Raw genomic sequence first — 16,688 nt, 5'->3', positions numbered from 1 at the left:
AAATGCAGAACTTCGTCAGCAACACCCTTTACCATCTCGTAGGGCGGGGTCGACCGGAAGCAGACCATGACAACTTCGAGACACTCTGCGCAATCCTCAGATCGATGGAACTGCGCACCTGCGAGGTAGCTGGCGCTAGAGGTGGGGCAAGGATAAGTCGTGACCCCGATCGGCCAATCATCGATGGCGAGCCAGCGGAGCAGTCCGTCGTCTGCTTCTGTGACATTCCACGCGATCAGCTTTGGTTTCATGCCAGGCGTTATGGCAAGTTTGGCTTGGGTTTACGTCGATCTGTAGTCGCCCAATGGGGCGCTCGTCCGGTGATCTACATTCCGGTCTCGGACCGGGCCCATGGAAATTGGGGCAAACGGTTCGGAAACAACGTGAAAACAGTGCTTAGCGGGCTGGATAGCTTCTTTCCCAGCAGTTTGTCGCCGAAGACCCGAGTGGTGGGCTCCCCTGCGGTGGACGCGCAAGACGCCGCGGACGAAGCTGCTCATTTGATCGCACGCGACCTGCAAGCCTTCCTGAAGTTCTGGAATGTCGATCTTCCGGATGGGCATCCGGAGAACTTCTATATGGAGCGAGAGTGGCGCAAGTTCGGAAACCTGCAGCTTGCTCTATGCCTTGAAGAGATCGTTGCGCCACCGAAATACCACGACGAACTAGTGGAAATCATCAAAGGTGTTCGGGACGGGGGACGCTACTCACTCGGCCAAGTCCGAATCGCCAGCATCAAGCGACAAGCGCAGCACACCGCGGCCGTGCAACCTTAAAGAAGTCTCCGCTTTGGCTCACAGCAGCGAGAGATCTTCAATAGATTCTCCTGCGCCGGAAAGCCCCGTTCAACCAAACAGGAGCCCATGGGCACGGGATGCTGAGCTAGTGACTAGGAGCTAACCAGCGCGCCATAAATGCGGTCAATGTCCGCGAAATCTTCCGGGGTGTAGGTCATGCCTAGGAATTGGTTACCGTAGCTCATGACCCCCGCCATGAAGCGATGGGTGACGCCATTTGCGAGTGGCGTTGACTGGTCAAGGTAGCCAGCGAATGCTAAGCCGGCTTGGGCGGCGAGCTGACCTTGCTCTTCCAGAAGCGCCCTCAACGCAGGGTGGTCCATGAACGGGCCGACATGGCTGTCCATTCCTGCTGGGCGGAGCATAGCGAAACCTTCGACGCAGGCGTGGGCTGCGAGGGAACAAAATTTGAAGTAGATAGCCTCGCGCCGCGACTTCCCGATGGCGGCCTGGGCGTCCAGAGCTTTGCGCACCTGCGCCGGGCCGAAGTCCCGGACTAGCTGCTTGCGGTCCGCACTTCGCCAGATCTTCAGTTGCTCAGGGAAGTGATGAAAATAGTTCGCGAGCGAGATGGTCTCAATTAGGTCTCGTTGCACCATCGCGGCGACCTGGAAGTAGCCGGTCGACATCAGCTGCCAAGCAGTCGCGAACCCATTGAACGCCCGGATGCCGATGTGTTGGATGGCGCGACCATCGTCGTCTACTTCCACCTGTCCTCGCGCCAGGACATCCAAAAGGTCCATAGCCCGCTCGGTGATGTCTAAGTGGGCCGACAGGTCCGAGTTGTTGGTCGCCCACTCGTAAGCCTTCGATTGAAGCTGGCGTTCGCCATCGCCGAGGCGAATCAAGTTGTCTGGAATGGGCATCTGAACCTCTAAAGCAGGGCATTGGTGCCGGATGTTGTGCTTCCTAGGAAGACGATCTTAGGCGCGGTGCCGCTCGTCCTGTGACGGCGAGCTGTTCGAACTGGTCGAAGACTCGGATGCAGACCAACACGCCCAGCGTGGTTGAGCTGTCCTTAGCGTCCACCATCGCGGCGGTCCAAGCGCGGTAGAGCGTTGGGTGGCGCGTGTTCACGGCCGGACTGGCGATCAGGTCGCCGCACTGGTCCTTCTCTCGCAACTCGACGCGATACTTCATGCCGGCGACCTTCGGATTTGAGGGACGCCCCGGCGCAGTCTTTCGATTCCGTTCGACCGGACTCCGCTGCGTTACCTGCAGTTTTAGTGGTGGCCTAGCGCCGGGGCAGGCATAGCTTGCCGGCGGCGCCATGTTGGAGCAGTCGGTCGAGGCCGCGCCGCAGGGTCAGGGTTTTCCTACCAACCCCGAACTATCGGTGCGGCGACTTCCTTTCGAATCTGGGTCTCCCACTTGCACGCCCAAGCGGTGACATAGCGAATCGCTGAAGCCTTGCTGGCGAAAAACTCGCTGCGACGGTCAAGCACGAAGTCGATGCGCCAACCGCCGGTGAGGCGGGACAGTACGGCCAACATCCGGTCGCCTGCATAGAGCGCAGGACCGTCGATGTAGGGCCGCCAGTCGAAGCCTTCGGGGAGCATGGCTACACGGTAGCGCCGGGAATCTCACGGGCTGAGAACGCCGCGGTGGAGCATGCTCCCTACCTCAGAAACCGCGCGGCCGCTCACCATGACCGACACCCCATCAACCAGTTGGGCTGGCGTCCGCCAGCAGATCGACACGCTCCGTCACCACGCCGTGGAGCTGAGGACCGCGAATCCGGATCCGGCCGACTTCATGCCCGCGTTCTGCGGCGAAGCGGACGACATCGTCGATGCCGCTGCGGCGATCAGCGACGACGCGGTCGAAGGCGCACATCAGGCGATCGACGAGATCCTGATCGAGCTGGGCTACATGGATGCCTCGGAGCGCCAGACGTAGACTCGGGCCAGCAGCCTGCAGGAGGTTTCCATGTGTTACTCGGCTCAGGTCTGGGCGGACTACGAAAAGTACGTTCGCCACTACGGTGCCAACATCGACATCCGTACCTTCCACGACCTCTACGTGCGCAAACGCCAGGGCGACAAGCTCAAGACCCCCAAGGCCATGGACGTGGCATTCAAGGCCGGCGAGATCGCGGACCTCGTGCGCGAGATCCACGGCGCCGAGGTCGCGGGCCTTGAGCAGGAACTGTTCAAACAAAAGAAGCGACTGGCCGACGCCGAACGCACGCTTCAAACCAAGGTCACGAAAAAGGCGGAGAACGACCAGCGCATCGCCGGCAACAAGATCGAGCAGATCAAGGAACGCCTGACCAACCTGAAGCGTACCGATGACCAGCCGCGCGATTCGCGAATCTACCCGGGCATGTATGCCCCGGTGATGGTCTGGGAGGATGGCGGGCGCGTGATCAAGCCCATGCGCTACCAATGCCGGCCGGCGGGCAAGCCGGAGTTCTACGACCGCAAGTTCCCCGGCACCTACAACGCTCGGCGCGATAGCCTCGAAGGCTTCTGGAAGCCGCTCTTCAGCCACTCCCACGCGGTGATGATTGCGGACCGTTTCTACGAGAACGTCGAGACGCCGGAGGGCAATGCCGTGCTGGAGTTCGCTCCCCGATCTGGCGAACCAATGCTGATCGCCTGCCTTTGGTCGCGTTGGTCTGCCGGTAACGACGAACTGCTGTCATTCGCTGCGATCACCGACGACCCCGAACCGGAGGTGGCCGCGGCCGGGCACGACCGGACCATCATCAACATCAAGCCCGAGCACGTCGACGCTTGGCTGAACCCCAAGGCGGGTGAGCTGGAAGCGCTGTACGCGATCTTCGACGATAAGCAGCACCCGTACTACGAGCATCGCAAGGCCGCCTGATCCTAACCCAGAGATCAAAAGGACCGACCGCTTCCGGCGGGGGCTGCACGCTCGATCCCATCTACATCGTCACCTTCAAGCTCTCGATCATTTCGCTAACTCGCCGCTGCGTTTCAGGATCGGCGCGCTGCTTGGCGACGCGCCGTCGGTGCTCTTGCGTTGATTGTTGCCGCTCCCGTGCTGCGGCGGCTTCTTGAACCCGACGCGCCCTAAGTTCAGCGATACCCACGCCGGCGCTTGGTACGAACTGCCCCGCGAGTGCTCGTTGGACGATACTGCGTGCGTACCGTGTCACAGAGCCACGAACGGCGTGTGTCTGCAAACGCCCTGCCACTTCGTCGGCGACCTGTTGAGCCTGTGGGCCGGGAAGTTGTTGGAGGAGCGGCTCCAAGGCTTCTCTGGCGGCTACAGGAATGCTGCTGTCCCACTCGAGCGGAGTGCCACCCTGTAGTACTTCTTTAACTTCTACAGCTTGCTGTATTCGCTCCGGCACTACCGTACTCCGGGATTTCAGGATGTGGGCCCTATCCCCTTGCCCTTGGAGCGCCGCACCATTGCAAGGAGCGGATTGCGAGCGCGACTGCAACGCACGGTCGGCTACGACAGGGTGCCAATGGACAGTCCACACGACCCGGGTGAACCGTCCCTTGTTGTCGCGCACCCGACGCACGTCCACATAGCCGAGACGTTTTGCTTCTTTCAGAGCGGCGTAGGTGGCATCCCGACCATCGCTCGACTGGTGAACTAAGTTGCGCATACTGATCTTGTACCCACTCGAGTGGGACATCAGCACCGCAATGAAGCCTTTGGCTCGATACGATACGTCGTTTCTGCGAAGCAACTGCAGGTTGACCGTGGCGATGTCGGGGACATTGTGCTCGATCACAATCTCTGACGGGTCATGGTTCTCCGTTGTCATCTCAGGCTCCATCTCGACCAGCGGCCTCAGCCTCGGCCAGCATCTGAGCCACCATGGAGCGTTTGAAGTAGGTACGTCGCCCCATCGGCACGCGAGCGCGCCTAAGTAACTCGTCGGCTGGTGTTTTTGGAGCGCACACCGCATGTCGCAATGCGCCGACCGACCGCCCGAGTAGGTCGCTTAGGTGGCTGTACGTGAGGATCACCGGGAGCTGTTCGAGATCCCTTTTCCACTCGTCTGTCAGCTCGCTACGGTGGGAAGCCGCCGTTGCAACTCGTGTCATGAATGTCTACCTTCGTTTGCCTTCATGTCAGCGACGTTAGGTGGATCGCCGCATCAGCTATGGCTCAAAACGGGACACAGTCAAAGCGAACTCGCGCAATAGGCATTGCGTTGGGAGATCTCCAGCATGAGCTGCAGATCGGCGGGCACATTCCTTCATCACTCCGGATTGCGGTTGACTCACTTACGGTCTGGGTCCATGCGAACCTCCATGGGGTCCGCCGTGATGCGATCAAACTGCGGGCATCCCTTTTGCTGGCGCCGAGTCTTCTTGAAACGCTGGCCGGCGCCGCCGATCCTGCGTTGATCTCCAGGTGCGCAGCATTGGAGAGTGAAGCAATATTCTCTCTGAGAAAGCAGGTCCGGATGACTCGCGATCTCGCTGTCGAAGACATCAACGCTCCGAATGCTTTGGACGCTGCATGCAACGTGCTGATGGCATTGTTGTTCTTCTTAAAGCGCGTCCCTCAAGTTAGAAGGTCCGCAAGAGGTCTGAACAACGAGAAGACAGAATCGGAGGTTGCCAGAACCCGCACCACAATGACTGGCAATGATTATTGCGCCTACTGCCATCAGCCGTCCGAGATTTACTCCTGGATCCATACCCGGACCCGAGATGGCCTGCTCTGCGTGGCCGGTCCTCACGGATCTAGCGCACCGAGCCAAGGGAGTTCGATTCGCGCCGGACTGAGCGCCGAGTTTTGCAGTTCCCACGTGGGAGGAGGCTCAAATCCTTGGGCCAAATCGGGCGCTAGGAGCCGAGATCGCGCGAGGACCTTCCTGTACTGGTACGGGGCCATGCTCAAAGGTGCAGGTCTATACCGTCCACACGCCGAAAGGCTGCAGCAGTACGTCGCGGTGGTCATGTCATCACGCGCATTAAAAAGGATCGAGCTGCCGCGACTTCGGGCTGGCTATGCACACACTAAGGATCGAACTACAGACCTACTAGGAAGGCTGTTCGGATCCCTAGCGATTCCCCGCGATCTACTCCAGATGGACGACGGTCTATGTGAAATAGCAGTATCAGCCGACGGCTACCTGCTTCGAACTAGGTTCGACCGCACCGAAGAGGTGTATGAGACATCAAGTGACGCCGAGTTGCGGGCGTGGCGTCTCGCGTTTGCGCATTGCGAAGACGCCTTTTTGGATTTCCTCTTCCCAGGCGCTGGCGAAGCGTGGATTACGGCGCCGGACCCGAATCCCGACCCTTCATCACCCTTCGCTGAGCTTCCGGTTGCGGAAATGTCCATCTGTCATCCGGCGGTGGATGCATTCGGCCGAGGCGTGACAGTGCCTCGAGTCGGACCGGCCCACCGCAATGTTCGTCGGATCGCTCCATCAGGAGCTTTCCACACGATCGAAGTCGCCAGCGAACTCAATGGTGCGCCTAGCCCCGTACTCCGCGTAGCAACGGTCTCGCCCACTTGGTTGTCCCGGCTCAGCCTGCTAAAGCCCAAAGTGTCCCGAATCGAGCCGTAAACGACGTGAGACAGGACATATCTTTTGCACATAATTGATGTGAGTGTGTGCAATGAGTGCAAAAGATCTATCCACGTTCTGGATGTTGTTTGGTCGCCATGGGGCCACCATGACGTTGGACGAAGTTCGACAAGACTTCTTCCCAAGTACAACGATAAAAACGATGCGTAACAAGCTGGCCGCGCGGCAACTCCCAGCGCGAACGTCTGAGGTGTTCGACACCAGAGATGTTGCAGATTGGTGGGATGAACTGCGGGCAGGCAAGGCAGCCTAGGAGCACGCTTGCCGTCTCCCAGATTTGGCTGATTTCTACTCTAAGGATTGGAAGCTACACAGATTGCACCGCTTGGGCAGCGGTTACGTGTGCGATCCCCTTGTGGTTTTCAATGATTTTCACTGCCGCGGTCTGCGAAAAGGTCAAGATCAGGGCGTGATGCAGAGTCAGCACCAGGTCCTGTAAACGATGGTCATCCTCAAGATTCCTGATGTTGAGGCCGAGCTCGCGGGCGCGCTGAGGATTTATATGGCGATTGTGACTCTTAGACGTCGACTGCTTTCCGAGTAGATTTGCAATCTGGTTGAGCTTGTCCTCGCGAGTGGCTTCCTCATCCTCCGCCAGCATGCAGCTCTTTAGGTAGCCGCGTAGCAGCTCATCCGACCAGTTTATCGCGTGCTCGCATGAGGTGAGCAGGGTTGGCCAGTACTTGCTAATGATCGGTTGCCACACCGGGATAGCTGCAGGATTGGCTTGGACCTCGCCAACTGCACGTCTGAACTCCTCGACGATGCCTTGCGCGGGCATTCCCTGAATTTGCGGATCGACAGGTCCGATACTGGACTGCCGACCCATGAGGATCTCCTTGCAGGAGACCGCCATCAAAGTCCCGCCTGACATCGAAATCTGGGGCACGATAGCGCGCAAGTCGCCATCGTATAGTGAGTGCAAATAATCGATGATCGATTCGGTTGCCGCGACATCACCACCTGGCGTGTGCAACAAGAGATCAAGCCCCTTCGCTCGATCGAGGCCCTTGGAGCACGTCATGAATCCGATCTTGTCGGCGTCATTGATCCCAAAGTCAACGCCCTGCATACCGCCCTTCTGAAGCCACCCAGAGTAGTAGACAAGAACATTTCTACCTGTGTGCTTCTTCAGCAGCCTCAGGTACTTGAGTCTCAGCCGATCATGAGGCCCCTTCGAGTTGGCCTGTAGTTCAGATAGCGTCTCGTTCCAGTTCGGCATGCATTCGTTCCGTGTTTGGCAGCTTCCCCGTGCCATTTGCCAACACTGTCCGATAGACAATGCCGTGACTACCTCTATACGCCGCTGGCGCCATCAAATCTCTGAGCTCACGCATGTCTCGCTCGATAGGATTGACTCCCAACGCCACGAAGACTTCATTGATTTCCGCCAGTGTCATCTGAGCGCTCATCTTGGACCCCTCTCGTCGTAAGTGGCGCTTTAGGGACGTCCCCCTAGTACTACGTAAAGCGGCCAAGCACCGGCCACACGTCCCTATAAGCTGTTCTGTATATAGCAACTCTGACACGAATTGCGAGTGAATTCTGGGACGCATGTGGATCAATGTCGCACCAGTGACTTGTATGGCATTGAAATTACAGGATTTCCGCCCAGTCCATCATCGGGGCGACCGACAGGCGCAGCGCGTCGGGATCGATCGGTGGAGAGCCGGTGGTGGACGGGGAAAGACTCATGGGAATCGCAGGGAACGGGCCGGTATCCGGACACGCCATTCTCGCCGCTGGGTGCCGGCAGGTCTAACCAACGGACATCGCGACGGGTGAACCGCTGTTGATGGCCGCAGCCTCCGAAAGGCTAGTGGTCGCCGCGCGCCTTTCCGTTCCCGTTGTTCCCCTTGTCGCCGGCCTTCTTGCCGCGACTGGCCTTGCCGTTGCCATTGTTGCCATTGCCGTTGTTGCCACGTCCATTGTCGGCATGCCGTTTTTCGTTGCCGCGCTTCGCCTCGTCGCGCGAACGGATCTTGCGGGCACGGTCGGGATAATCGCGGTACAGATCCTCGTCGATCTGGATGGGGCGGGCCCAGCGGTCGTAGGTCGGCACGAAACCGCGCTTGAGCCGGTGGAATTCGGCCGAACCGGGCTTGATGCCAAGTTGCCTGGCGACGTTGCCCCAGCCCTGCCCGTGGTCGCGCTCCCAGATGTCGACCACGTAGCGGCACGGCCGGCCGAGGATCTGGGCGATCGCGCAGGCGTAGTAGACGTCGCCCGGCGCCCAGTTGCGCTCCACCAGCAGGGTGCTGACCAGCTCCCGCGGCGCGCCGTAGTAGCGCACCATCTCGTCGACGAACGGCTGGCGGTAACGGCTGCCGTAGCGGTTGACGTCATCCAGCTGGGTGTCGATCCAGATGTCGCCACTGCGCGGGTTCCAGCCGAAACTGAAATCCTGCGCGGCGACGTTGCCGGTGCCGGTGAGTGCGGCAATCGCGGCGGCGAATGCGAACACCCGGCTCTTGAGCAGGCGCGCGTTGGGCATGCGTTGATCGGGGGTGGGGCCTGACATGGTCTCTCCTGCGTGCGGTGCCGCCATGGGTTACATCGCCATCGTCACGCGGGCGCGGTGAATACCTGCCGAACCCGACCGCGGACCGTTCAGCAAGAGACCTCGGGCGCGCCGCATCCGAGGGTCAGCGCGAGATCACGAACTTGCCGAACGCCACCCCAAGGCTCCAGCCTTCGCCCTTGCCCGCCAGCGCGAGGGACACCTCGCCCTTGGTCATGACCTGGGCCTTGGCCGACTTGCCCGCGCTGGCGTGGGCCTCGGCGGTGGCATAGGTACCGAGGACATCCTCGATGTCGTGGATGCCGGAAAACTCGCCGAGTCCGTTCTCGATGCGGGTCTTGCCGAAACTCAGGCCACCGCCCTTGGTCTGGATCTTCACCGGCATGCTCTGGCCGTTGTCGCAGGTGACCGTGCCGCTGCCCGAGCCGGTCTTGTAGAACACCGACCAGCCCGACAGGTCGAACTCGAGCTCGCAGTCGATGAGGTCGTCGGCGCGTGCCGGCGATGCGACCGCCAGCAGCCCGGCGACCAGGACGGGGGACAGCAGGATCGTACGGAGGTTCATGGCGGCGGACCCGGTGGTTGTCGTAGCGCCGAAGGCTACCCGATCCGGCCGCCGGGGTTCATGTTGCGGCGCGGGAACGTCGGAACGACAAAGGCACCGCGGATGCGGTGCCTTCGAGGGGGAGCGTCGCTGCGATGCCTCAATCGCGATCGCGGTAGCGGCGGGCCTCCCAGCGATAGCGATCGTTGCGGTCGTGGCGGTCATAGCGGTTGTAACGGTCGCGGTCGTAACGCGGATCGTAGTACTTGGCCGTGCACTTGCCGTGCTTGTTGCATTTGACGTTCCGCCGGACCTGGCTGCTGCGGTACTGGCCGTAGTTGCGATAGCGGTCGTGGTTGTCGTGGCCACGACGCACCTGCCGGTAGTACACGGGCCGGCCGTAGCGGTCGCGCACCACCACCAAGCGATCATTGCGACCGTAGTTGCCATGACGGTAGTAAGGCGTGCCGCTGCGGAACATCACGTCGGCGACATCGACCAGCACGCGGACCAGGTCATCGCCGCTCTGGGCGTGGGCCGGGGCCGGCATCATCGCCATACCGCCAAAGCCGGCGGCCAGGACGACGGGGGCGAGCCAGCGGGACAGGGTCGTGGTCATGGGCTTCTCCTCGGTTCGCCCGCTGTGTGCAGGCACGCCCCGACCATGCGTCAGCCCGTGTGAATGTGTTTTTAATGGCGGCGTCATGCCGCGATCACGGTCAGCCGCGGTTGTGCGTGGCCAGCGCGGCAAGTTCGGCGACCGCGCCCGGCAGGTCCGCGGCCCGCACCACGGTGCGCAGCCTCGGCGGATCGACGTCGAGTTCGGCCTGGGCCTCGTGCGCCCAGGTGGTGTGGTACGGCACGTGGATGCCCCACCCGCCCAGCGCCAGCACCGGCGCGATGTCCGAGCGCAGCGAGTTGCCGACCATCAGGAAGCGGTCCGCCGGCAGTTCGAATTCCGCGAGCAGGCGCGCGTAGGTCGCGGTGTCCTTCTCGCTGACGATCTCGATCCGGCGGAACAGGTCGGCGAAACCGCAGTCGCGCACCTTGGCCTCCTGGTGGAACAGGTCGCCCTTGGTGATCAGCACCACTTCGAAGTCGCGCGCGACCGCCTCGACCGCCTCGCGGATGCCGGGCAGCAACTCGACCGGGTGCCGCAGCAGCTCCTTGCCGAGCCCGACGATGCGGTGCAGGTCGGCGGCGCTGATGCGTTCCGCGGTCAGTTCGACCGCGGCCTCGATCATCGACAGCACCATGCCTTTGACGCCGTAGCCGAACACAGCGATGTTGCGGGTCTCGACCTCGTACAGGCGCTGTTGCGCGCGGCTGTCGGCAAGGTCGACGTAGGCGCCGACGATGCGCTCGAACTCCAGCTGTGCGGCATCGAAATAGTCCTGGCTGCGCCAGAGGGTGTCGTCGGCGTCGAAGCCGACCATCGCGAGGCTGCGGTTGTCATCCATCGGGGCAGTATAGAAAACGATGTGGTGGGCCGAGGTCGCTCCGGTCGCATAAATCCGACCGCATAGAAAAAGAGCAGCCAAGGCCGCTCCGATCCACATCGCTCCGATCCACAGACAGAGAGGACGGCCGAAGCCGTCCTCCCTCCGTCACGCCTGACGGGTGGAACGCTTACTCGCCCGAGGCACCGGCGCTGCCACCGGCGGCACCCTCGGCCTGCACCTTGGCGACATAGGCCTTGTACTCGTCGGCGGTCAGCGAGCCATCGGCGTCGGTGTCGGCCTCGCCGAACACCTGCACCAGCGACGGCACCGCGGCCGCTTCGGCCTGGCTCAGGGCACCGTCCTTGTCGGTGTCGACATCGGCCCAGCTCTGCTTCGCCGGGGCGCCGGCCTGGGCGGCGGGGGCCGCCTGGGCGGTCGGCGCGGTGGCCGCGGCATCGGTTTCGGTGCCGGCGTCCTGGGCGAACGCGAGCGGCGCGGCCATCGCAGCGGTCAGGGCGAGGGCGATCAACTTGGGGGAATGCTTGGTCATCTGGAATCTCCTGAAGTTCCGCTACTGGAACAAATTGGGACAGGGTGGAACTCATGGGTATGCACTGCTGCACGGTCCGCCGTGGGGGAGGGCCACCGCACGGTTCGCACCTTGCGGCCGGTGCCATGAACGGACGCCGGTCGCGAACCGTTAAGGCAACGTTGGTTTAACCAACCCGCCGGCCGATGACGCTAGGCGCGTGCCGTATCGGTGACAAAACGTGACCGGCTGCGGACTCGGCGCGGCGGGCAACGGTGAACGGAAACAAAACCTTCACGCAGGCGCCTTCGCGACTGACCCCTGAGCCGCGCCCTGCGGCCCGTCCGCATATCGTCACGCGTGAATAACCCCAACGGGACAAAGCTGATCCCGACGCCCTGCCTGCGCGGCTCAACGTCATGCCTCGCCGGCTCCCGGGCATGCCACGCCGCGACCGACACAGGAGCGATCCCATGAAGCTGCGACACGTATTCAGCACGCCCGACCTCGCCACCGCCGAACTCGCGATGGAGGCGGCCCGTACCGGTGGCGTGAACGATGACGACATCCTGCTGGTCGCGCGTTCCGATATCGAGGTCGAATCGATTCCAGACGAGCGCAAGGAGGCCGACACCGACCTGATGCCGGCCGCCGCGCGCGGTGCCGGCTACGGGGCCGGTGCCGGTTTGCTTGCAGGGCTGGTCGCGGTTGCCATCCCGCCACTGGGCGTGACCCTTGCCGGCGCCGCCGCCACGACGGTCGCGGGCGCGGTGGTGGGCTGCTGGGCCTCGGCGCTGGTCGGCTCGTCCCTGCCCGACCCGATCCGGCGCAACTTCCACGACGAGATCGAGGCCGGCAACATCCTGGTGGTGGTCGACGCCTCGAAGGACACGCTGACCGCGATCGAGCCGCGGATTGTCGCCGCCGGCGCAACAACGCTACCGTACGAGACCAGCAAGACCATGTCCTGAGGATCTCAGCGTGAAAAATCGTTCCCTGCTGTTTGCGGCGGTATCACTGACCCTGTTGTGCGCGTGCGGCAATGGCAACGGCAGCGAGAACGCCGGCCCGCAGGTCGCCGCCGAAGTGGAGGGCGCTGCCGCGACGCTCGCACCCGATGGCCGGCCGTTCATCGCCACCGAAGTGGCGAGCTTCGACGAACCGTGGGCGATGAGCTTCCTGCCCGACGGCCGCCTGCTGGTGACCGAGCGCGGGGGCACGTTGAAGCTGGTCGGCACCGACGGCAAGACCGGCGAGGTCAGCGGCGTTCCGGCGGTGGATTACGGCGGCCAGGGCGGCCTCGGCGACGTGGTGCCGCACCCTGACTTCGCCGACAACGGGCTGGTCTACCTCAGCTATGCGGAAGCCGGCGACGGCGACATCCGCGGCGCCGCCGTCGCGCGTGCGCGGCTGACGTTCGACAAGCAGGGCGGCGGCGCGCTGTCGGACCTGGGGGTGATCTGGCGGCAGGTGCCGAAGGTGGCCGGCCGCGGACACTTCGGCCATCGCATCGCGTTCGGGCCGGACGGGCACCTGTGGATCAGTTCCGGCGAGCGCCAGAAGTTCGACCCGGCGCAGGACATGCAATCCAACCTCGGCAAGATCGTGCGGCTCGACGACGACGGCAGCGTGCCCGCGGACAACCCGTTCGTCGACGACGGCGAGGTCGCCGCGCAGGTCTGGTCGCTCGGCCACCGCAATCCGCTCGGCATCGCGTTCGACGCCAAGGGCCAGTTGTGGAACATCGAGATGGGACCGAAGGGCGGCGACGAACTCAACCGCGTTGAGCGCGGCGGCAACTACGGCTATCCGATCGTGTCCAATGGCGACCACTACGACGGCCGTCCGATCCCCGACCACGACACCCGGCCGGAATTCAACGCGCCCGCGTTGAGCTGGAACCCGGTGATCTCGCCCGGTGGCTTCATCATCTATTCCGGCGACACCTTCCCGGACTGGCGGGGCGATGGCCTGATCGCCGGACTGTCATCGCAGGCGCTGGTGCGGGTCGAATTCGAAGGCAAGAACGCGCGTGAAGCCGAGCGCTTCGACATGGACGCACGCATCCGCGAGGTCGAGCAGGGACCCGACGGCGACATCTGGTTGCTGGAGGATGGCGAAGACGGCCGCCTGTTGCGCCTGACCCGACCCGGCTGAGGGACGGCCTCCGACAACCCGAGGGATCGAGGCGCGGGCGCGGCTCAGCCTCCGTCGCGGTTGTCGATCGACCCGGCGCCGGCGGGTTCGACACGGTCGTTACCCGTGCCGTCGTCGTCCATGCGATCGCGGTCGTGCATGCCTTCGTGGTCCATGCCGTCGTGATCCATGCTGTCGTCGCCCACACTGTCGCGGTCATTGCCCTGGTCGGCATCGAACTCGGCCCGGCTGACGAAGCCGTCGCCGTCGCTGTCCATCGCCGCGAACCCGGTGCTCAACCCCGCATCGGCGGCGCTCTCCGCCTTGCTGATCCGGCCGTCGGCATCGGCATCCAGCCGGGTCCAGCGATCGGGCGCGACCTTCGTGCGCAGGGTCGACTGCGCGTCGCTGCGCGCCGGCGGCGGAACCGCGCTCATTGGATCCTCGGCCTCGTCTGCAACCGGCAGGCGCGGGTCGACCGATTGATCGGCGGCTTCGTTCGGATTGACCTGCGGCGGCAACTGCTCGGCGGATTCCTGCCGGTCGAGCTGCTGCTGGGTGGTTTCGGTTTGCGCAACCGCGACCGGCGCAGCCAGTGCGGTGGCGAGTGCAAGCATCAACAGGTTGCGGGTCCGGGTTTTCATGGGTGCCTCCTGGGCGGGCCATTGCGTGCGCGAGCGCAGCGACTGGAAAGTGGTCCGCGATGGCTGTACCGGTGATGACCGTTTCCGCATCTAACAGCCGCTTCACTCCGCCGTGCCGCGGGTTTAGCGGTTCCGCCCGTTCATCCGCCTTTTGACCGCTGTCGCGGGCAATCCCGTGTTGCCATGCGGCACGTTCCCGCGCGGCCGGTTTTCCGCCGTGGAGCGCAGCAACCCGGGCCGCAAACGTGCACAATCGCGCCTCTTTACCGAGCGGGAACGCGCATGCAATCGCGTCCATTCCACGGCCACCAGGCCGCGATCGCCTTCATCCTCGTCACCGCGATGCTCGACATCCTGTCGATGGGCATCGTGATCCCGGTGTTGCCGGCGTTGATCGAGGAGTTCACCGGGTCCAACGCGCAGGCGGGCGTCATCAACGGCGTGTTCGTGGCGCTGTGGGCGGGGATGCAGTTCCTGGTCTCGCCGGTGATCGGCTCGCTGTCGGATCACTACGGCCGGCGCCCGGTGATCCTGATTTCGGCGGCAGGCCTCGCGATCGACGGCGCGCTGATGGCGCTGGCGCCGAACCTGTGGTGGCTGGCGTTGGCGCGGATCATCGCCGGCATCACCTCGTCGAGCTTCACCACCGTCTACGCCTACATGGCCGACATCACCGCGCCGGAGGATCGCGCACGCGGCTACGGCCTGATCGGCGCGGCATTCAGCGCCGGGTTCGTGGCCGGGCCGCTGCTGGGCGGCGTACTCGGCGAAATCTCGCCGCGCCTGCCGTTCTGGGTCGCGGGCGCGCTGAGTGGCGTGGCGTTCCTGTACGGCGCGTTCGTGCTGCCCGAATCGCTGCCGCCGGAGAAGCGCATGGGGTTCTCGTGGAGGCGCGCCAATCCGTTCGGTGCCTTGCGCCTGCTGCGCTCGCACCCGGAGCTGTCCGGACTGGCGGTGGTCAACTTCCTGCTGTACTTCGCCCACCACGTGTTCAGTGCGGTGTTCGTGCTGTATGCCGGCTACCGCTACGGCTGGGGCGCGTGGGAGGTCGGGCTGCTGCTGGCGCTGGTCGGCGCGCTCGACATGGTCGTGCAGGGCGTGCTGACCGGGCCGGTGGTGAAGCGGCTGGGCGATCGCAGGACGATGGTGTTCGGCCTGTTCGGCGGCGCCTTCGGCGTCGCCTGCATGGGCCTGGCGCCGAACGGCTGGTGGTTCACCCTGGCGATGCTGCCCAACGCACTGTGGGGGCTGGCAATGCCGACGCTGCAGTCGCTGATGACGCGGCGGGTGTCGGAGTCGGAACAGGGCCAGTTGCAGGGCGCAAACATGAGCGTGGCGAGCATCGCCGGCGTGCTGTCGCCGCTGTTCTTCGGCGCGGTGTACTCGGTCACGGTCGGGCCGGACGCGTGGGTGGCCTATTCGGGGACATCGCTGCTGATTGCCGCGGTGGTGCTGCTGTGCGCGGCGTTGATCGGCTGGACGGTGGCAAAGCGAGCGGGACGCGCGGAACAGGCTGCCGTGGTCGTGCCGGAGAGCTGAAAGCGCCAGCTGTAGGAGCGACGTAAGTCGCGATTTCCCTGCTGTCGCGCACCTCGTGTTGCGCGCGAAATCCCGGTATCGCCGTCGCAGTTTCTCGCGCACCGAGCGTGCGCAAACGGACGGTTACCAGGGAAATCGCGACTTACGTCGCTCCTACAAAAATCACGGCGGCGGCTGGGGTGCGGTTGCCGGCAACTCCATCAACTGCAACTGCAGGTCGTAGAGGATTTCGGCATCGCCGGGCAGCCAGGTGGTTTCCTCGCTGCCGCGGAAGTGCCGGTGGAACGCGGCCAGTGCCACCGACGGTTCGCGCAGGTCGTAACCCACCAGCCGCATCGCCGCCCACGGGTCGAAGCCCGGCGGCGGCGCGGCGCGAACGTCGCGCGGCCACAGCCCGAAGCCGGCTTCGGCCAGCCGCCGCCACGGGAACAGCACGCTGGGGTCGTCCTTCTTGGTCGGCGCGATGTCGCCGTGGCCGACCACCAGGTGTGGCTGGATGCCGTTGCGTTCGACGATGTCCTCCAGCAGCACCAGCAACGATTGCAGCTGCGCCTCGCTGAAAGGCTCGTGACCGTTGTTGTCGAGTTCGATCCCGATCGAATACGAGTTGAGGTCGCTGATGCCGGCCCAGCGGCTGCCACCGGCATGCCAGGCGCGCGACTGCTCGGACACCAGCTGGTACAGGTGCCCGTCGTCGCCGATCAGGTAGTGCGAGCTGACCGGGCCGCCGGAGTTCTCCGTCTGCAGTACATGCAACGCTGCCTGCGCGTTGTCCATCGCGGTGTGGTGCAACACGATCACGCGCGCGCGTCGCGGCTGGAAGTTGGGCGATGCCTGCCAATCCGCCAGCGTGTTGCGCGGCAGGGTGCTGGCGCAGCCGGACAACACGGCGAGGAGCAACGCGGCGACGGCGAGTTTCAATGGCTTCATGGTCACGGGTCTGTCGGCCTGCGCACACGTTAAGCCAATCAGGCAAGCCCTGCAGCCCGCGCCGAATGTT

19 protein-coding genes are annotated in these 16,688 nt (G+C 63.6%); 6 read left to right on the top strand and 13 right to left on the bottom strand.

Features of this window, described 5'->3' with window-relative positions:
• Positions 1–2: 2 nt before the first annotated feature.
• Positions 3–776: an abortive infection system antitoxin AbiGi family protein gene (locus tag ACT9AS_RS02775; protein ID WP_445098590.1), complete on the top strand. Its 774-nt coding sequence runs from the start codon at positions 3–5 to the stop codon at positions 774–776.
• Positions 777–889: 113 nt separating this feature from the next.
• On the opposite strand, the gene ACT9AS_RS02770 is transcribed toward ACT9AS_RS02775, so the two are convergent.
• From ACT9AS_RS02770 to ACT9AS_RS02760, 3 genes are all read right to left on the bottom strand, one after another.
• Complete coding sequence (locus tag ACT9AS_RS02770) at positions 890–1,663, bottom strand: hypothetical protein (protein ID WP_445098589.1); 774 nt, start codon at positions 1,661–1,663, stop codon at positions 890–892.
• Positions 1,664–1,706: 43 nt separating this feature from the next.
• Positions 1,707–1,937 carry a hypothetical protein gene (locus tag ACT9AS_RS02765; RefSeq protein WP_445098588.1) on the bottom strand — a complete coding sequence of 77 codons (231 nt, stop codon included), beginning with the start codon at positions 1,935–1,937 and terminating at the stop codon, positions 1,707–1,709.
• A gap of 176 nt (positions 1,938–2,113) precedes the next feature.
• Positions 2,114–2,356 (bottom strand): hypothetical protein, encoded by a 243-nt coding sequence (locus tag ACT9AS_RS02760; RefSeq protein WP_445098587.1) that lies wholly within the window; start codon positions 2,354–2,356, stop codon positions 2,114–2,116.
• 88 nt (positions 2,357–2,444) lie between these two features.
• Here ACT9AS_RS02760 and ACT9AS_RS02755 point away from each other — a divergent pair, with 88 nt between their 5' ends.
• The gene (locus tag ACT9AS_RS02755) at positions 2,445–2,696 is read left to right on the top strand and encodes a hypothetical protein (RefSeq protein WP_445098586.1); all 252 of its coding nucleotides are present in this window, start codon (positions 2,445–2,447) and stop codon (positions 2,694–2,696) included.
• A 30-nt stretch (positions 2,697–2,726) separates the two neighbouring features.
• A complete protein-coding gene (locus ACT9AS_RS02750) occupies positions 2,727–3,629 on the top strand; it encodes an SOS response-associated peptidase family protein (protein WP_445098585.1) in 903 nt (300 codons plus the stop codon).
• 61 nt (positions 3,630–3,690) lie between these two features.
• Here ACT9AS_RS02750 and ACT9AS_RS02745 read toward each other — a convergent pair whose 3' ends face one another.
• From ACT9AS_RS02745 to ACT9AS_RS02710, 8 genes are all read right to left on the bottom strand, one after another.
• A complete protein-coding gene (locus tag ACT9AS_RS02745; protein ID WP_445098584.1) occupies positions 3,691–4,548 on the bottom strand; it encodes a hypothetical protein in 858 nt (285 codons plus the stop codon).
• Between the two features lie 2,092 nt (positions 4,549–6,640).
• Positions 6,641–7,555: an SDH family Clp fold serine proteinase gene (locus tag ACT9AS_RS02740; RefSeq protein WP_445098583.1), complete on the bottom strand. Its 915-nt coding sequence runs from the start codon at positions 7,553–7,555 to the stop codon at positions 6,641–6,643.
• Positions 7,527–7,745, bottom strand: coding sequence for a hypothetical protein (locus ACT9AS_RS02735; RefSeq protein WP_445098582.1), 219 nt, complete (start codon positions 7,743–7,745; stop codon positions 7,527–7,529). Before ACT9AS_RS02735 ends, ACT9AS_RS02740 begins: the two co-directional genes overlap by 29 nt.
• Positions 7,746–8,149: 404 nt before the next feature.
• Positions 8,150–8,854 carry a hypothetical protein gene (locus ACT9AS_RS02730; protein WP_445098581.1) on the bottom strand — a complete coding sequence of 235 codons (705 nt, stop codon included), beginning with the start codon at positions 8,852–8,854 and terminating at the stop codon, positions 8,150–8,152.
• A gap of 124 nt (positions 8,855–8,978) precedes the next feature.
• Positions 8,979–9,419 carry a hypothetical protein gene (locus tag ACT9AS_RS02725; protein ID WP_445098580.1) on the bottom strand — a complete coding sequence of 147 codons (441 nt, stop codon included), beginning with the start codon at positions 9,417–9,419 and terminating at the stop codon, positions 8,979–8,981.
• Between the two features lie 139 nt (positions 9,420–9,558).
• On the bottom strand, positions 9,559–10,017 hold the full coding sequence (locus ACT9AS_RS02720) for a hypothetical protein (protein WP_445098579.1): 459 nt from the start codon (positions 10,015–10,017) through the stop codon (positions 9,559–9,561).
• A 100-nt stretch (positions 10,018–10,117) separates the two neighbouring features.
• On the bottom strand, positions 10,118–10,858 hold the full coding sequence (locus tag ACT9AS_RS02715) for an HAD family hydrolase (protein ID WP_445098578.1): 741 nt from the start codon (positions 10,856–10,858) through the stop codon (positions 10,118–10,120).
• Positions 10,859–11,027: 169 nt separating this feature from the next.
• Complete coding sequence (locus ACT9AS_RS02710; RefSeq protein ID WP_445098577.1) at positions 11,028–11,390, bottom strand: EF-hand domain-containing protein; 363 nt, start codon at positions 11,388–11,390, stop codon at positions 11,028–11,030.
• A gap of 452 nt (positions 11,391–11,842) precedes the next feature.
• Between ACT9AS_RS02710 and ACT9AS_RS02705 the strand changes: the two genes are divergently transcribed.
• Positions 11,843–12,340: a hypothetical protein gene (locus ACT9AS_RS02705; RefSeq protein WP_445098576.1), complete on the top strand. Its 498-nt coding sequence runs from the start codon at positions 11,843–11,845 to the stop codon at positions 12,338–12,340.
• A 10-nt stretch (positions 12,341–12,350) separates the two neighbouring features.
• Positions 12,351–13,526, top strand: coding sequence for a PQQ-dependent sugar dehydrogenase (locus ACT9AS_RS02700; RefSeq protein ID WP_445098575.1), 1,176 nt, complete (start codon positions 12,351–12,353; stop codon positions 13,524–13,526).
• A gap of 44 nt (positions 13,527–13,570) precedes the next feature.
• Here ACT9AS_RS02700 and ACT9AS_RS02695 read toward each other — a convergent pair whose 3' ends face one another.
• The gene (locus tag ACT9AS_RS02695) at positions 13,571–14,149 is read right to left on the bottom strand and encodes a hypothetical protein (protein WP_445098574.1); all 579 of its coding nucleotides are present in this window, start codon (positions 14,147–14,149) and stop codon (positions 13,571–13,573) included.
• Positions 14,150–14,431: 282 nt separating this feature from the next.
• Between ACT9AS_RS02695 and ACT9AS_RS02690 the strand changes: the two genes are divergently transcribed.
• Complete coding sequence (locus tag ACT9AS_RS02690) at positions 14,432–15,688, top strand: MFS transporter (RefSeq protein WP_445098573.1); 1,257 nt, start codon at positions 14,432–14,434, stop codon at positions 15,686–15,688.
• Positions 15,689–15,850: 162 nt separating this feature from the next.
• Here ACT9AS_RS02690 and ACT9AS_RS02685 read toward each other — a convergent pair whose 3' ends face one another.
• Complete coding sequence (locus ACT9AS_RS02685) at positions 15,851–16,618, bottom strand: N-acetylmuramoyl-L-alanine amidase (RefSeq protein ID WP_445098572.1); 768 nt, start codon at positions 16,616–16,618, stop codon at positions 15,851–15,853.
• Positions 16,619–16,688: the final 70 nt, after the last annotated feature.

This window comes from Lysobacter sp. F60174L2 (assembly GCF_052547135.1).
This window is presented reverse-complemented; position numbering and strand designations above follow the sequence as displayed.

Coding starts and splice junctions, on each gene's coding strand:
- ACT9AS_RS02695 (WP_445098574.1), bottom strand. CDS start 14,149: ATGAAAACCCGGACCCGCAACCTGTTGATGCTTGCACTCGCCACCGCA.
- ACT9AS_RS02715 (WP_445098578.1), bottom strand. CDS start 10,858: ATGGATGACAACCGCAGCCTCGCGATGGTCGGCTTCGACGCCGACGAC.
- ACT9AS_RS02740 (WP_445098583.1), bottom strand. CDS start 7,555: ATGCCGAACTGGAACGAGACGCTATCTGAACTACAGGCCAACTCGAAG.
- ACT9AS_RS02750 (WP_445098585.1), top strand. CDS start 2,727: ATGTGTTACTCGGCTCAGGTCTGGGCGGACTACGAAAAGTACGTTCGC.
- ACT9AS_RS02685 (WP_445098572.1), bottom strand. CDS start 16,618: ATGAAGCCATTGAAACTCGCCGTCGCCGCGTTGCTCCTCGCCGTGTTG.
- ACT9AS_RS02760 (WP_445098587.1), bottom strand. CDS start 2,356: ATGCTCCCCGAAGGCTTCGACTGGCGGCCCTACATCGACGGTCCTGCG.
- ACT9AS_RS02690 (WP_445098573.1), top strand. CDS start 14,432: ATGCAATCGCGTCCATTCCACGGCCACCAGGCCGCGATCGCCTTCATC.
- ACT9AS_RS02720 (WP_445098579.1), bottom strand. CDS start 10,017: ATGACCACGACCCTGTCCCGCTGGCTCGCCCCCGTCGTCCTGGCCGCC.
- ACT9AS_RS02705 (WP_445098576.1), top strand. CDS start 11,843: ATGAAGCTGCGACACGTATTCAGCACGCCCGACCTCGCCACCGCCGAA.
- ACT9AS_RS02730 (WP_445098581.1), bottom strand. CDS start 8,854: ATGTCAGGCCCCACCCCCGATCAACGCATGCCCAACGCGCGCCTGCTC.
- ACT9AS_RS02710 (WP_445098577.1), bottom strand. CDS start 11,390: ATGACCAAGCATTCCCCCAAGTTGATCGCCCTCGCCCTGACCGCTGCG.
- ACT9AS_RS02775 (WP_445098590.1), top strand. CDS start 3: ATGCAGAACTTCGTCAGCAACACCCTTTACCATCTCGTAGGGCGGGGT.
- ACT9AS_RS02770 (WP_445098589.1), bottom strand. CDS start 1,663: ATGCCCATTCCAGACAACTTGATTCGCCTCGGCGATGGCGAACGCCAG.
- ACT9AS_RS02765 (WP_445098588.1), bottom strand. CDS start 1,937: ATGAAGTATCGCGTCGAGTTGCGAGAGAAGGACCAGTGCGGCGACCTG.
- ACT9AS_RS02755 (WP_445098586.1), top strand. CDS start 2,445: ATGACCGACACCCCATCAACCAGTTGGGCTGGCGTCCGCCAGCAGATC.
- ACT9AS_RS02725 (WP_445098580.1), bottom strand. CDS start 9,419: ATGAACCTCCGTACGATCCTGCTGTCCCCCGTCCTGGTCGCCGGGCTG.
- ACT9AS_RS02735 (WP_445098582.1), bottom strand. CDS start 7,745: ATGAGCGCTCAGATGACACTGGCGGAAATCAATGAAGTCTTCGTGGCG.
- ACT9AS_RS02745 (WP_445098584.1), bottom strand. CDS start 4,548: ATGACAACGGAGAACCATGACCCGTCAGAGATTGTGATCGAGCACAAT.